At 67.9% G+C, this 13,351-nt stretch carries 14 protein-coding genes and 1 tRNA gene; 13 read left to right on the forward strand and 2 right to left on the reverse strand.

The genetic code is table 11. The features are described 5' to 3' along the window. The first annotated feature begins 2 nt into the window (after nucleotides 1-2). The 9 genes from lptC to KS03_RS15420 all read left to right on the forward strand — a co-directional run bounded on the left by lptC (nucleotide 3) and on the right by KS03_RS15420 (nucleotide 7,747). Entirely contained in the window at nucleotides 3-617 is a 615-nt protein-coding gene (gene lptC / locus KS03_RS15380; RefSeq protein ID WP_015877035.1) for an LPS export ABC transporter periplasmic protein LptC, read from the forward strand. An 18-nt stretch (nucleotides 618-635) separates the two neighbouring features. Beyond that, a complete protein-coding gene (lptA, locus tag KS03_RS15385) occupies nucleotides 636-1,307 on the forward strand; it encodes a lipopolysaccharide transport periplasmic protein LptA (protein ID WP_015877036.1) in 672 nt (223 codons plus the stop codon). Next, a complete protein-coding gene (lptB, locus tag KS03_RS15390) occupies nucleotides 1,304-2,080 on the forward strand; it encodes an LPS export ABC transporter ATP-binding protein (RefSeq protein ID WP_015877037.1) in 777 nt (258 codons plus the stop codon). Before lptA ends, lptB begins: the two co-directional genes overlap by 4 nt. Before the next feature lie 178 nt (nucleotides 2,081-2,258). Then, entirely contained in the window at nucleotides 2,259-3,770 is a 1,512-nt protein-coding gene (locus KS03_RS15395; protein WP_015877038.1) for an RNA polymerase factor sigma-54, read from the forward strand. A 151-nt stretch (nucleotides 3,771-3,921) separates the two neighbouring features. Then, on the forward strand, nucleotides 3,922-4,281 hold the full coding sequence (gene hpf, locus KS03_RS15400; RefSeq protein ID WP_015877039.1) for a ribosome hibernation-promoting factor, HPF/YfiA family: 360 nt from the start codon (nucleotides 3,922-3,924) through the stop codon (nucleotides 4,279-4,281). Nucleotides 4,282-4,497: 216 nt separating this feature from the next. Then, nucleotides 4,498-5,010: a PTS IIA-like nitrogen regulatory protein PtsN gene (ptsN, locus tag KS03_RS15405; RefSeq protein WP_015877040.1), complete on the forward strand. Its 513-nt coding sequence runs from the start codon at nucleotides 4,498-4,500 to the stop codon at nucleotides 5,008-5,010. 134 nt (nucleotides 5,011-5,144) lie between these two features. Further along, nucleotides 5,145-6,113 carry an HPr(Ser) kinase/phosphatase gene (hprK, locus tag KS03_RS15410; RefSeq protein ID WP_015877041.1) on the forward strand — a complete coding sequence of 323 codons (969 nt, stop codon included), beginning with the start codon at nucleotides 5,145-5,147 and terminating at the stop codon, nucleotides 6,111-6,113. A 74-nt stretch (nucleotides 6,114-6,187) separates the two neighbouring features. Then, nucleotides 6,188-7,081 carry an RNase adapter RapZ gene (gene rapZ / locus KS03_RS15415; protein WP_015877042.1) on the forward strand — a complete coding sequence of 298 codons (894 nt, stop codon included), beginning with the start codon at nucleotides 6,188-6,190 and terminating at the stop codon, nucleotides 7,079-7,081. Nucleotides 7,082-7,111: 30 nt separating this feature from the next. Next, nucleotides 7,112-7,747, forward strand: coding sequence for an LON peptidase substrate-binding domain-containing protein (locus KS03_RS15420; RefSeq protein WP_017432629.1), 636 nt, complete (start codon nucleotides 7,112-7,114; stop codon nucleotides 7,745-7,747). Between the two features lie 51 nt (nucleotides 7,748-7,798). Here the strand turns inward: KS03_RS15420 and mutY are convergent, their stop codons facing one another. Then, a complete protein-coding gene (gene mutY / locus KS03_RS15425; RefSeq protein ID WP_015877044.1) occupies nucleotides 7,799-8,908 on the reverse strand; it encodes an A/G-specific adenine glycosylase in 1,110 nt (369 codons plus the stop codon). Nucleotides 8,909-8,912: 4 nt separating this feature from the next. After that, nucleotides 8,913-9,740, reverse strand: a complete 828-nt coding sequence (gene mutM, locus KS03_RS15430; protein WP_015877045.1) for a bifunctional DNA-formamidopyrimidine glycosylase/DNA-(apurinic or apyrimidinic site) lyase — start codon at nucleotides 9,738-9,740, stop codon at nucleotides 8,913-8,915. 87 nt (nucleotides 9,741-9,827) lie between these two features. On the opposite strand from mutM, the gene KS03_RS15435 reads away from it, so the two are divergent. The 4 genes from KS03_RS15435 (at nucleotide 9,828) to KS03_RS15450 (ending at nucleotide 13,349) form a co-directional block, all read left to right on the forward strand. Then, entirely contained in the window at nucleotides 9,828-11,672 is a 1,845-nt protein-coding gene (locus KS03_RS15435; protein ID WP_015877046.1) for a tetratricopeptide repeat protein, read from the forward strand. After that, the gene (gene lolB, locus KS03_RS15440) at nucleotides 11,669-12,304 is read left to right on the forward strand and encodes a lipoprotein insertase outer membrane protein LolB (RefSeq protein WP_017432630.1); all 636 of its coding nucleotides are present in this window, start codon (nucleotides 11,669-11,671) and stop codon (nucleotides 12,302-12,304) included. The genes KS03_RS15435 and lolB overlap by 4 nt, the downstream gene beginning before the upstream one ends. Nucleotides 12,305-12,341: 37 nt before the next feature. Further along, the gene (gene ispE / locus KS03_RS15445) at nucleotides 12,342-13,220 is read left to right on the forward strand and encodes a 4-(cytidine 5'-diphospho)-2-C-methyl-D-erythritol kinase (protein ID WP_015877048.1); all 879 of its coding nucleotides are present in this window, start codon (nucleotides 12,342-12,344) and stop codon (nucleotides 13,218-13,220) included. Between the two features lie 52 nt (nucleotides 13,221-13,272). Beyond that, nucleotides 13,273-13,349: transfer RNA gene (locus tag KS03_RS15450), tRNA-Gln, on the forward strand. Nucleotides 13,350-13,351 lie beyond the last annotated feature (2 nt).

The raw sequence follows: 13,351 nt of genomic DNA on the forward strand, positions 1-13,351 counted from the left end.
GCATGACGCCCCGGTTTCGCCTGACCTCGCTGCTGCCGGTGATCGCGATGGCCGCGCTCGCCGGCGTGACCTATTGGCTGCTGCAGGCCACGCTGCCGCCGCCCGGCGAGGCGATCGCCCGCCCGAAAACCCACTCGCCCGACTATTTCGCCGACAATTTCTCGGTCACCGAACTCGACGACTCCGGCGCCACGCAGTACCGGCTCACCGCCAGCAAGCTGGTTCACTACGAGGACGACGAGACCAGCGTGCTGGATTCGCCCGCGCTGCGCGCGTTCCAGCCCGGCAAGCCGGTGGTGACGGCCACGGCGCTGCGCGGCACCGTCAACGGCGACGTGTCGGTGGTCGATCTGTACGACAACGCGAAGATCGTGCGTGCGGCGGGCGCGGGCGACCCGCCGATGGAAGCGGACTCCCAGCATTTCCGGGTGCTCGTGAACGACGATGTGATCGAGACCGAAAAGCCGGTTAAACTTCAGCGCGGCTTGTCGATCGCCAACGCGACCAACGGCATGAAGTACAACAATGTCACCCGGGTCATCGACCTTTACGGCAACGTCCGCGGCACGATCGCCGCGTCCGACGTCTCCGGCGGCGCTTCCCGCCAATCCAAGTAACCCAGCTTGCGTGACTGCATGAACGAATCGTTCCCTTGTTTTTCCTACGGCAGCGCCCGCCGCGCTGTCCGCGCCGGGCTTGCCGCGGCGCTCGTCGCGCTGCTGCTGCCGGGCGTCGCGCCGGTGGCGCACGCGGAAAAGGCGGACCAGAACAAGCCGATCCAGGTCGAGGCGGACAACCTGACCTATGACGACCTGAAGCAGGTGACGGTCGCGACCGGCAACGTCGTGATCACCAAAGGCACGATCCTGATCAAGGGCGACCGCGTCGAAGTGCGCCAGGACCCGCAGGGCTATCAGTACGCCACCGCCACCATGGCGCCCGGCAGCAAGAAGCACGCCTCGTTCCGCCAGAAGCGCGAGGGGCTCGACGAATACATCGACGGCGACGCCGAGCGCATCGACTACGACGGCAAGCAGGACCTGACCACGCTCACGCGCGACGCCACCGTGCGGCGCCTGCAGGGTCTGTCGACGGTCGCCGACACGGTGCATGGCAGCGTGATCACCTATGACGGCCAGCACGACTTCTATACCGCGAAGGGCGGCAGCGACGTCTCCGCGCCGGGCAACCCGACCGGCCGCGTGCGCGCGATGCTCTCGCCGAAGACGGGCGGCCCGGCGCCGCTGAACGGCACCGGCGCGACGCTCGCGCCGTCGAACAGCATGCAGGGGGGCACCAATCCGTGAACGCCCTGCCCAATCGCCAGCCGGCCGGCACCACCAGTTCGCTCGTGGTGCGCAATCTGAAAAAGCGCTACGGCTCGCGCACCGTCGTCAAGGACGTGTCGCTCGACGTCAAGAGCGGCGAAGTGGTCGGCCTGCTCGGCCCGAACGGCGCCGGCAAGACCACCTCGTTCTACATGATCGTCGGCCTCGTGCCGCTCGACGCCGGCGACATCTCGCTGAACGGCAGCCCGATCAGCCGGCTGCCGATCCACAAGCGCGCCTCGCTCGGCCTGTCGTACCTGCCGCAGGAAGCGTCGGTGTTCCGCAAGCTGACCGTCGAGGAAAACATCCGCGCCGTGCTCGAACTGCAGTACGACGACGACGGCCGGCGGCTCTCGAAGGATGCCACCGCCACGCGCGCCGAGGCGCTGCTCGACGAACTGCAGATCGCGCACCTGCGCGACAACCCGGCGCTGTCGCTGTCGGGCGGCGAGCGCCGCCGCGTCGAGATCGCCCGCGCGCTCGCGAGCAATCCGAGCTTCATCCTGCTCGACGAGCCGTTCGCCGGCGTCGATCCGATCGCCGTGCTCGAAATCCAGAAGATCGTCAAGTTCCTGAAGCAACGGAACATCGGTGTGCTGATCACCGACCACAACGTGCGCGAGACGCTCGGCATCTGCGACCACGCCTACATCATCAGCGACGGCTCGGTGCTCGCCTCCGGCGCGCCGCAGGACATCATCGAGAACGAAAGCGTGCGCCGCGTCTATCTCGGCGAACATTTCCGCATGTAAGCCGCCCCGGTGCCCGCGCGGCACCGGGGCGCCGCCGGCCGACGGCGCGTGCCCGCAGGCCGCGGCCGGTCCGATCCGTACTCGCGACGGTGCTCGGCCGCGCCGCGACCTTCGTGCATCACGCATTCCGCAACGCGCCGCCTACGTGGCAAACTTCAGGTAACGATTCCTTTTTGCCATGAAAGCCAGCCTCCAACTCCGCCTGTCGCAGCACCTCGCGCTGACTCCCCAGTTGCAGCAGTCGATCCGGCTGCTGCAGTTGTCGACGCTCGAACTGCAACAGGAAGTCGCGATGGCCGTCGCGCAGAACCCGCTGCTCGAAAACGACGACGAGTGGATCGCGAGCCCGCTGCGCGTGGCCGCCGACGGCTCGCTGATCGCGCAGACGCCGCCGTCCTCGGCGCCCGAGCCGATGCAGGGTGCGCCCGTCGGCGGCGACGCGCCGGCCGGCGAGCGCAGCGAGCGCGACGACGGCTCGGGCGGCGACGACTACGACAGCTACTCCGGCAGCGACGGCGATGCGAGCCAGTGGAACCTCGACGACTACGGCCGCACTTCGGGCGCCTCCGACGACGACGATCTCCCGCCGCTGCAGGTCCACGAGACCTCGACTTCGCTGCGCGACCACCTGTCGGCACAGCTGCGCGTCACCCAGGCAAGCCCGCGCGACCGCGCGCTGATCACGTTCCTGATCGAGTCGCTCGACGACGACGGCTATCTGGGCGCGACGCTCGACGAAGTCCGCGCCGACCTGCCCGAGGAGCTCGAGGTCGAGCTCGACGAGCTGGCCGCCGCGCTCGCGCTGCTGCACAGCTTCGATCCGGCCGGCGTCGGCGCGCGTTCGGCGTCCGAATGCCTGCGCCTGCAGCTGCTGCGACTCGATCCGTCCCCCACGCGCACGCTCGCGCTCGACATCGTTTCGCAGCATCTCGAACTGCTCGCCGCGCGCGACTTCACGCGGCTGCGCAAGCAACTGAAGGCGAGCGACGACGAGCTGCGCGACGCGCATGCGCTGATCCGCTCGCTCGAGCCGTTCCCGGGCGCCGCCTACGGCAAGGCCGAGGCCGACTACGTGGTGCCCGACATCATGGTGAAGAAGAGCGGCCAGAACTGGCTCGCGGAGCTGAATCCGGAAGTCGTGCCCAAGCTGCGCATCAACCACCTGTACGCCAACATCCTGCGCAACAGCCGCGGCGATCCCGGCGCCGGCTCGCTGAAGCAGCAGCTCCAGGAAGCGCGCTGGCTGATCAAGAACATCCAGCAGCGATTCGAGACCATCCTGCGCGTCGCGCAAGCAATCGTCGAGCGCCAGAAGAACTTTTTTGCACATGGCGAAATAGCCATGCGCCCCTTGGTTTTGAGGGAAATAGCTGATACGCTGGGCCTACACGAGTCAACTGTCTCGCGTGTGACAACCGGCAAGTACATGCTGACCCCGTTCGGCACTCTTGAATTTAAGTACTTCTTCGGGTCGCATGTCTCGACGGATACCGGCGGCGCCGCCTCATCCACGGCGATCCGCGCCCTCATCAAGCAACTGATAGGAGCCGAAGACCCGAAAACTCCTTTATCGGACAGCCGAATCGCCGAGCTGCTGGCGGAACAGGGATTCGTGGTCGCGCGCCGCACGGTTGCGAAGTATCGCGAAGCCCTCAAGATCCCCGCAGTGAATCTGCGCAAGTCTCTGTAGCCCGCTGCTTGCGGCGGGCGTTTTCCGGCCGCCGCGCTGTCGAAGGCATAGTGCCGCCGCAGGCCCGCTCCGTCCCCTTCGTTCACGGAGATCGCCCTGCCGGCAAGCGCCGCCTCTCACCGCGCCGGGGTCATCTGCATGGAGAAGCACTATGAACCTGAAGATCAGTGGACACCATCTCGAAGTGACGCCCGCCATTCGCGAATACGTGATCACCAAGCTGGATCGGGTGCTACGGCATAGCGACCAAGTCATCGATGGCACTGTGATCCTCTCGGTCGACAACCATAAGGAAAAGGACAGACAGCAGCGCGCGGAAATCAATCTGCATCTGAAGGGAAAGGACATCTTCGTCGAAAGCGCCAACGGCAACCTCTATGCGGCGATCGATCTGCTGATCGACAAGCTCGACCGCCAGGTCGTCAAGCACATGGAACGGCTGCAGACGCACGCGCATGACCCGATCAAGCATCAGCCCGCGATCGATCAGATCGAATTGCCCCCGCAATGACATCCGGCGCGCGAGCGCCCTCGAAACCGCCCGTTCCGACGGGCGGTTTTTCGTTGCGGCCGCGGTGTACCATCGCGTCAAGACCGCTTTGCGCGCAGCGCGCCACGCGAACGTCCGTGCACTATAATGTGCGGGTTATTACCGGGGGGCATCGGCGGGGCCGGCTTGTCGTGCACACAAGCCGCCATCGGCCGGCGCCCCCGCATCTTTGCCGTCATGGAATATCCGTCCACCGCCGCGAGGAGACCCCAGGCTGCCCCCTTGCCTGTCAACATGAATCGCCTAGCCAAAATCCTGCCACTCGAGAACGTCGTCATCGACCTCTCCGTCACCAGCAAGAAGCGCGTGTTCGAACAAGCCGGCCTGATCTTCGAAAATCAGAACGGCATCGCGCGCAGCATCGTCACCGACAACCTGTTCGCGCGCGAGCGTCTCGGCTCGACGGGTCTCGGCGAAGGCGTCGCCATTCCGCATGGCCGGATCAAGGGCCTCAAGCAGCCGCTCGCCGGGTTCGTCCGGCTCGCCGAGCCGATCCCGTTCGAGGCGCCGGACGGCCAGCCCGTCTCGCTGCTCATCTTCCTGCTGGTTCCCGAGCAGGCGACGCAGCAGCACCTCGAGATCCTCTCCGAGATCGCGCAACTGCTGTCCGACCGCGAGGCCCGCGAGCGCCTGCATACCGAGCCGGATCGCAACGAGTTGCATCAGCTCCTCACTCAATGGCAACCTTGAACTGATTGGGGCGGGCAGCCCCCGCATCGGCCTGCAGGCGCAGGCCGGCCCGCCCGCAGCCGGACCGGCGCCGCGACCGCCGTTGCCGCCCGCCGCATCGGCCCGCACCGGCCATTTGGAGTGACGGATTCACCATGGACACGTCCAGCATCAACGCCCAGAGCATCTTCGACGACAACGCCGCCATGCTGAAGCTCAGCTGGCTGACGGGGCATGAAGGCTGGGAGCGCGGCTTTTCCTCCGAGACGGTCGGCAACGCCACCTCGAGCGCCGACCTGGTCGGCCACCTGAACCTGATCCACCCGAACCGGATTCAGGTGCTCGGCGAGGCCGAAATCGAGTATTACCAGCGCCAGACCGACGAGGACCGCTCGCGCCACATGGCCGAGCTGATCGCGCTCGAACCGCCGTTCCTGGTGGTGGCGGGCGGCGCCGCCGCGCCGCCGGAGCTGGTGCTGCGCTGCACGCGCTCGTCCACGCCGCTGTTCACCACGCCGATGTCGGCGGCCGCCGTGATCGACAGCCTGCGCCTCTACATGTCGCGCATCCTCGCGCCGCGCGCCACGCTGCACGGCGTGTTCCTCGACATCCTCGGCATGGGCGTGCTGCTCACCGGTGATTCGGGCCTCGGCAAGAGCGAGCTCGGCCTCGAGCTGATCAGCCGCGGCCACGGCCTGGTGGCCGACGACGCGGTCGATTTCGTGCGTCTTGGCCCCGATTTCGTCGAGGGGCGCTGCCCGCCGCTGCTGCAGAACCTGCTCGAGGTGCGCGGGCTGGGCCTGCTCGACATCAAGACGATCTTCGGGGAAACCGCGGTACGCCGGAAGATGAAGCTGAAGCTGATCGTCCAGCTGGTGCGCCGGCCGGACGGCGAATTCCAGCGCCTGCCGCTGGAAAGCCAGACCGTGGACGTGCTCGGCCTGCCGATCAGCAAGGTGACGATCCAGGTGGCGGCCGGCCGCAATTTGGCCGTGCTCGTCGAGGCCGCGGTCCGCAACACGATCCTGCAGTTGCGCGGCATCGATACGCTGCGCGACTTCATGGACCGGCAGCGCCTGGCCATGCAGGATCCGGACAGCCAGTTCCCCGGCAAGCTGGTTTGACGCGCGCCGATGCCGGGCCCAGACGGGCGCGCTGAGCCGGTGCTATGATGAAACGTCTGGATTTTCCGCCTCCCATGCGCATCGTCCTCATCACCGGTATCTCCGGCTCCGGCAAGTCCGTCGCACTCAACGCGCTGGAAGACGCGGGCTACTACTGCGTCGACAACCTTCCGCCGCGCGTGCTGCCGGAACTCTTGCGCAGCATCGCCGCCGACGGCCAGCAGCACCTCGCGGTGGCGATCGACGCGCGCTCGAGCGGCTCGCTCGACGACATGCCGGACCTGATCCGCGAACTCTCGCAGCACCACGACGTGCGCGTGCTGTTCCTCAACGCGAGCACCCAGGCGCTGATCCAGCGCTTCTCCGAAACCCGCCGCCGCCACCCGCTGTCGGGCTCGCCGTCGCACCAGGCCGACGTCGGGCTGCTGTCGTCGCTGGAAGAAGCGATCGAGCGCGAACGCGAGCTGGTCGCGCCGCTGGCCGGCTTCGGCCACGAGATCGACACCAGCAACCTGCGCGCCAACGTGCTGCGCACCTGGGTCAAGCGCTTCATCGAACAGAAGAACGACGACCTCGTGCTGATGTTCGAGTCGTTCGGCTTCAAGCGCGGCGTGCCGCTCGACGCGGACTTCATGTTCGACATGCGCGCGCTGCCGAATCCGTATTACGACCGCGAGCTGCGGCCGCTGACCGGGCTGGACCAGCCGGTCATCGCGTTCCTCGACGCGCTGCCGATCGTCCACCAGATGATCGACGACGTCGAGGCCTTCCTCGTCAAATGGCTGCCGCATTTCCGCGACGACAATCGCAGCTATCTGACGGTCGCGATCGGCTGCACGGGCGGCCAGCATCGCTCGGTGTTCATTGCGGAGACGCTCGCCGCGCGTCTGTCGCGGCAGGCGAACGTGATAGTGCGGCATCGTGACGCGCCGGTTGATGCCGATGCGTCGTCGCGGCTCGTCACCTGAGCGAGCCGTTCCTCGTCAAGGGGGCGCCACATGTCATCGCTTTCGACCACGCTCATCGATTTGCCTCTGTTCCCGCTGCGCACGGTGTTGTTCCCCGGCGGCCTGCTGCCGCTGAAGGTGTTTGAACAGCGCTACGTCGACATGGTCCGTTCGTGCCTGCGCGATCATGCGCCGTTCGGCGTCTGCCTGCTCAAGAGCGGCCCAGAGGTCGCCCAGGACGACGCGGTATCGGTGCCGGAGGCGGTCGGCTGCATGGCCGAGATCATCGAATGCGATACCGGCGAGTTCGGCATGCTGCTGCTGCGCACCGTCGGCACGCGGCGTTTCCGGCTGCTCTCGCACCGCGTCGAGGCCAACGGCCTGCTGGTCGGCATCGCCGAGCCGCTCCCCGAGGACGAGCCGCTCGACGGCGAGCTGTCGATCGCGCAGTTCGGCGCCTGCGCGGAAGTGCTCGAGCGCATCGTCGGCGCGCTGCGCAACGTCAAGGCCGGCGAGCTGCCGTTTCTCGAGCCGTTCCATTTCGAGGATCCGACCTGGGTGTCGAACCGGCTCGCCGAGGTGCTGCCGCTCGATCTGCGCACGCGGCAGAAGCTGATGGAACTCCCCGGCGTCGGCGCGCGGATCGACGCCGTGCATCAGGTGCTCAAGCGCCACGACTGGCTGTGAGCGCACGGGCGGGGCGGCCCGGGCCGCCCCCCTGCCGCCCCTGAGCATCGGTCAGAGCAGCGTCCCGCTCAGGCTGTCGAGCAGCTTGCGCACGGGCGCCGGCACGCCGTACGCGTCGAGCCGCGCGAGCGGCACCCATTCGGTGTCGGCATCGGCCGCGCCGGCTTGGCCGCCCGATGCCCTGCCGACCTCGGCGATGCGCGGCTCGATCTCGAGCCGGAAATGCGTGAACGTGTGCGTAAACGGCGCGAGCGAGATCACCGAATCGGCGCCGAATGCGCGCACGCGCTGCAGCGCCGCCGCGTCGCCGTCCGCCTCGGGCAGGCTCCAGAGACCGCCCCAGACGCCGGCGGGCGGGCGCCGTTCGAGCAGCACGGCATCCCCGTCGCGCAGCACCAGCATCCAGGTGCGCCGCGTCGGCACCGCCTTCTTCGGCCGTGCCGCCGGCAGCTCGCGCTGGCGGCCGGTCGCATTGGCCACGCAGTCGGGCGCGAACGGGCAGCGCTGGCAGTCGGGCTTGCCGCGCCCGCACAGCGTCGCGCCGAGATCCATCAGGCCCTGCGTGTAGGCGCTGATGCCGGCATCGTCCTCGTCGCGCGGAAACAGCGTTTCGGCCAGCACCCACATGTCGTTCTCGACGCGCTTCTCGCCCGGAAACCCCTCCACGCCGAACACGCGCGCGAGCACGCGCTTGACGTTGCCGTCAAGGATCGGCGCGCGCGCACCGAACGCGAACGAGGCGATCGCGGCCGCGGTCGAGCGTCCGATGCCGGGCAACTCGGCGAGTGCGTCGGGCGTTTGCGGAAAGCGCCCGCCATGCTGCTCGACCACCACCTGCGCGCAGCGATGCAGGTTACGCGCGCGCGTGTAATAGCCGAGCCCGGCCCACAGCGCCATCACGTCGTCGGCCGGCGCGGCGGCCAGCGCGGCGACCTCGGGAAAGCGCGCGAGAAACCGTTGGTAATACGGCACCACGGTCGAAACCTGGGTCTGCTGCAGCATGATTTCCGACAGCCAGATCCGGTACGGATCGCGCGTGTTCTGCCACGGCAGGTCGTGACGGCCGTGTTCGCGCTGCCAGGCGATCAGGCGGCGCGCGAAGCTCGCGTGCAGCGGGGTGGGCGGCGCGACCGGCGCCGCTCGGGTACGGGGAGGTTTCAAGATATCAACGCTGACAATTCGGACAGAAATAGGTGGACCGCTGGCCCTGCACGATCTGGCGGATCGGCGTACCGCAGACGCGGCACGGCTCGCCGGCACGATCGTAGACGAAGCAGTCGAGCTGGAAGTAGCCGCTTTCGCCGTTGCTGCCGACGAAATCGCGCAAGGTGCTGCCGCCGCGCTCGATCGCGTCGGCCAGCGTCGCGCGCACCGCCTCGGCGAGCCGCTGGTAGCGCGGCAGCGACACGCGGCCGGCGGCCGTGGTCGGCCGGATGCCGGCGCGGAACAGGCTTTCGGAGGCGTAAATATTGCCGACGCCCACCACGATGTCGCCCGCCAGCAGCGCCTGCTTCACCGAAACGGTGCGCCCCCGCGTGCGCCGGAACAGGAGCTCGGGCGTGAAGAGCGGCGAGAACGGCTCGACGCCGAGGCTCGTGAGGAGCGGATGCCGGTGGATGTCGCCGGACTCGCGCGCGTGCCAGAGCACGGCGCCGAACCGGCGCGGATCGCGAAAGCGCAGCACGCATTCGTCGAACACCCAGTCGATGTGGTCGTGCTTCCTGGCCTCGGGCGGCTCGCCCCCGGGCAGCACGCGCAGCGTACCGGTCATGCCGAGATGGACGATGAACCAGCCGGCATCCACCTCGAACAGCAGATACTTGCCGCGCCGCTCGACACGCAGCACCTCGCGCGCCTCGAGCGCGGCGGCGAGGTTGTCGGGCACCGGCCAGCGCAGCGTGGCGGTGCGCACGTCGACGCGCCTGACGCGCCGTCCGGTGACGAAGGGTTCGATTCCGCGGCGGGTAACCTCGACTTCCGGCAACTCTGGCATGGTTTTGTGGTCTGTGTGTGGCTGGTGCGATGGTGCGCGTATTGTAGCGAGCGCGTTACAATCGACCGAAACCTCGAACGGATTTCCATGACCTTGCCCTCGACGCTGTCCCCGAAGCGCTCCGCCGCCCGCGCGCGCCGCGCGTTCGCCTTTCCGGTTCGCCGCGCCCTCGGCGCCGCGCTTGTCGCCGCTTGGACGTTCGGCGCGGTTGCCGCGCATGCCCAGACTCCCGCCGACGCACCGGCTGCCGGCGCGTCCGACGCGCTGGCGCAAAGCGCGTTCTCGCCGGCCTTTCCCGAAGAGAAAAAGGATCTGCCGAACGTGCCGCTGACGGCGCAGATCGTCTACCAGGTGCTCGCGGCCGAGGTCGCGCTGCAGCGCTCGCAGCCGGCGCCCGCATACCAGACCTACCTCGCGCTGGCACGCGACACGAAGGACCCGCGCATGGCGCAGCGGGCCACCGAGATCGCGCTGGCGGCCCAGAGCCCGGCCGACGCGCTTGCCGCGGCAAATCTGTGGCGCCAGTTCGCGCCCGACTCGAACCGCGCCTCGCAGGTCGACTCGGCGCTGCTGGTGCTGGCCGGCAAGCCGGCCGAAGCCGAGCCGCTGCTCGCGCGCGAGCTCGCGCGCGCCAACGGCGAGAATCGCGGCGACGCGCTGCTCGCGCTGCAGGCGCTGATTTCGCGCGGCCCGAACCGGGTCGAGGGCCTGACGGTGCTGCAGGATCTGCTCAAGAACGACCTCGATCGCCCCGAGGCGCAGCTGGCCATCGCACGCCAGCAGCTCGCCACCGACGACCGGGCGGGCGCCGTCGCCTCGCTGAAGCAGGCGCTGAAGTTGCGGCCCGACTACCTGCCGGCGGCCCTGATGCTCTCGCAGATGGGTCCCGACGAGCGCGCGGTCGGCGTGGCCTCGTTCGAGAAGTTCGTCCAGCAGAATCCGAAGTCGCGCGAAGGACGCCTCGCGCTGGCGCAGCTCTATCTGGCCGACAACCGCCTCGAGGACGCACAGAAGCAGTTCGAGGCGATGCGCAGGAACGATCCGAAGGAACCGGCGCCGCTGATGGCGCTCGCGCTCGTCAAGATCCAGGAAAAGCATTACGACGACGCGCAGGCCGACCTGAAGCAGTACATCGAACTCGCCCAGAAGCGCCAGGGCGCCGATGTCGGCCAGGCCTACGTCTACCTTGCGCAGATCGCGATCGAGCAGAACGACGATGCGCAAGCCTCGCAATGGCTCGACAAGATCGACGCGTCGAGCCCGCATTACATCCCGGCCCAGGTCACGCGCGCGCAACTGCTCGCCAAGCAGGGCAAAACCGACGAGGCCCGCCAGGTGCTGGCCGGCATCCAGGTCTCCGATCCGCACGACGCGGCCGTGATCGCGCGCACCGACGCGTCGCTGCTGTTCGCCGCCAAGCGCTACCGCGAGGCGGCCGACCGGCTGGCGCAGGCCGTCGAGCAGTTCCCCGACGATCCCGACCTGCGCTACGACTATGCGATGGCCTGCGAGAAGATCGGCCAGTACACGACCATGGAGCAGCAGCTGCGCCTGCTGATCAGCGCCCAGCCGGACAGCCCGCAGGCTTACAACGCGCTCGGCTACTCGCTCGCGGACCGCAACGAGCGCCTGCCCGAGGCGAACAAGCTGATCGAGCGCGCCAGCGCGCTCGCGCCCAAGGATGCGTTCATCATGGACAGCCTCGGCTGGGTCAAGTACCGGCTCGGCGACAACGCCGCCGCCGCCAAGATCCTGACGCAGGCCTATGCGCTGCAGCCGAACGCCGAGATCGGCGCGCACCTCGGCGAAGTGCTCTGGAAGAGCGGCCAGCGGGACAAGGCCCGCGAAGTCTGGCGTGCTGCGCAAAAGCTCGAGCCCGACAACGACACGCTCGTCAGCACGCTCAAGCGCTTCGGGGTGAACGGGCTGTGAGCACCACGATTCGAACCGGCGCGCGGCTCGCGCGCCACGCTTGCGCCGTGCTCGCCGCGGGCGCCCTGCTGGCCGGCTGCGCGACGCGCCCCCAGCCGCCCGCCGGCACGGCGGCGCTCAGCGCCACCAGCGCCACCAGCGCCGACACGATCATGACGCAGGCCGCGCACGCCTACACGGGCCGCTTCTCGGTCCGCTACGACGACCGGCTCGGCAAGCAGCAGAACGTCTACGGCAACTTCGACTGGCAGGAAACCGGCAACGTCATCACGCTCGAACTGCGCAGCCCGCTCGGCCAGACGCTCGCGGTAGTCCGCTCGTCGCCGCAGCGCGCCTCGCTCGAGATGCCGGGCCGCGCGCCGCGTTTTGCCGGTGACGTCGGGCAGCTGATGCAGGACACGCTCGGCTTCTCGCTGCCGCTCGACGGCCTGCGCTACTGGATGCTGCCGCGGCCGTCGCCGGGCTCGCCGGCCGACATCACGGGCGATGCCTCGCACCCGAAGCAGATCCGCCAGGACGGCTGGACCATCGACTACCGCGCCTACGCGGACGCGCCCGCCACCGGCGTCAGGCGGCTCGATCTCACGCGCGCCGAACCTCCGCTCGACATCAAGCTGGTGCTGGATCGCTGAGCCGCGCACTCCGTTTTCCGCCACGAAGTCCCGAAGCATGACCGATACCTCCCGCGCGCTGCGCAACTGCCTCGCCCCCGCGAAGCTCAACCTGTTCCTGCACATCACCGGCCGCCGCCCAGACGGCTATCACGCGCTGCAGACCGTGTTCCAGCTGCTCGACTGGGGCGACACGCTGCATTACACGCGACGCGACGACGGCGTCGTGCGCCGCGTCACCGAAGTGGCGGGCGTCCCCGAGGACGGCGACCTCGTGGTGCGCGCCGCGCGGCTGCTGCAGGCGCATACCGGCACCGCGCTCGGCGTCGACATCGAGATCGACAAGGTGCTGCCGATGGGCGCCGGTCTCGGCGGCGGCAGTTCGGACGCGGCCACCACGCTGCTCGCGCTGAACCGCCTCTGGGAGCTGAACCTGCCGCGCACCGAACTGCAGGCGCTGGCGGTGAAACTGGGCGCCGACGTGCCGTTCTTCGTGTTCGGAAAAAATGCGTTTGCGGAGGGTATCGGAGAAGCATTGGAGCAGGTAGAATTGCCGACTCGCTGGTTCCTGGTTGTGACGCCTCGGGTTCACGTACCGACCGCCGAAATTTTTTCGGATAAGTCGTTGACAAGAGATTCGAAGCCAATCACAATTACGGACTTTCTTGCACAGCAAAGCAGCAAGGGTTGGCCAGACAGCTTCGGTCAAAACGACATGCAGGCGGTTGTGACAAAGAAGTACGCGGAAGTTGCAAAGGCGGTCGAAGCATTGTATGATTTGACCCCCGCGCGGATGACCGGCTCTGGAGCTAGCGTGTTTGCAGCGTTCAGCAGCAGGAGCGAAGCAGAAGCGGCGCAAGCCAAACTGCCGGCCGGCTGGAACAGCGCAGTTTCCGGAAGCCTGGGTACTCATCCCCTCTTTGCTTTCGCGTTCTAAGTTTTGCTGCATCGGATGTCCTACACTTCCGGTGAAGCTCGTAGTTGAGTGTAGGGGAGTCGCCAAGTTGGTCAAGGCACCGGATTTTGATTCCGGCATGCGAGGGTTCGAGTCCTTCCTCCCCTGCCAAA

Source organism: Burkholderia glumae LMG 2196 = ATCC 33617, from assembly GCF_000960995.1.
In the GTDB taxonomy this organism is placed as follows: domain Bacteria; phylum Pseudomonadota; class Gammaproteobacteria; order Burkholderiales; family Burkholderiaceae; genus Burkholderia; species Burkholderia glumae.

What these genes read in the sequence shown, in the direction of transcription:
- mutM (WP_015877045.1), bottom strand. Translation starts at nt 9,740, where the DNA reads ATGCCAGAGTTGCCGGAAGTCGAGGTTACCCGCCGCGGAATCGAACCC.
- KS03_RS15420 (WP_017432629.1), top strand. Translation starts at nt 7,112, where the DNA reads ATGTCATCGCTTTCGACCACGCTCATCGATTTGCCTCTGTTCCCGCTG.
- rapZ (WP_015877042.1), top strand. Translation starts at nt 6,188, where the DNA reads ATGCGCATCGTCCTCATCACCGGTATCTCCGGCTCCGGCAAGTCCGTC.
- ptsN (WP_015877040.1), top strand. Translation starts at nt 4,498, where the DNA reads ATGGAATATCCGTCCACCGCCGCGAGGAGACCCCAGGCTGCCCCCTTG.
- KS03_RS15395 (WP_015877038.1), top strand. Translation starts at nt 2,259, where the DNA reads ATGAAAGCCAGCCTCCAACTCCGCCTGTCGCAGCACCTCGCGCTGACT.
- hprK (WP_015877041.1), top strand. Translation starts at nt 5,145, where the DNA reads ATGGACACGTCCAGCATCAACGCCCAGAGCATCTTCGACGACAACGCC.
- lptC (WP_015877035.1), top strand. Translation starts at nt 3, where the DNA reads ATGACGCCCCGGTTTCGCCTGACCTCGCTGCTGCCGGTGATCGCGATG.
- lptA (WP_015877036.1), top strand. Translation starts at nt 636, where the DNA reads ATGAACGAATCGTTCCCTTGTTTTTCCTACGGCAGCGCCCGCCGCGCT.
- KS03_RS15435 (WP_015877046.1), top strand. Translation starts at nt 9,828, where the DNA reads ATGACCTTGCCCTCGACGCTGTCCCCGAAGCGCTCCGCCGCCCGCGCG.
- hpf (WP_015877039.1), top strand. Translation starts at nt 3,922, where the DNA reads ATGAACCTGAAGATCAGTGGACACCATCTCGAAGTGACGCCCGCCATT.
- ispE (WP_015877048.1), top strand. Translation starts at nt 12,342, where the DNA reads ATGACCGATACCTCCCGCGCGCTGCGCAACTGCCTCGCCCCCGCGAAG.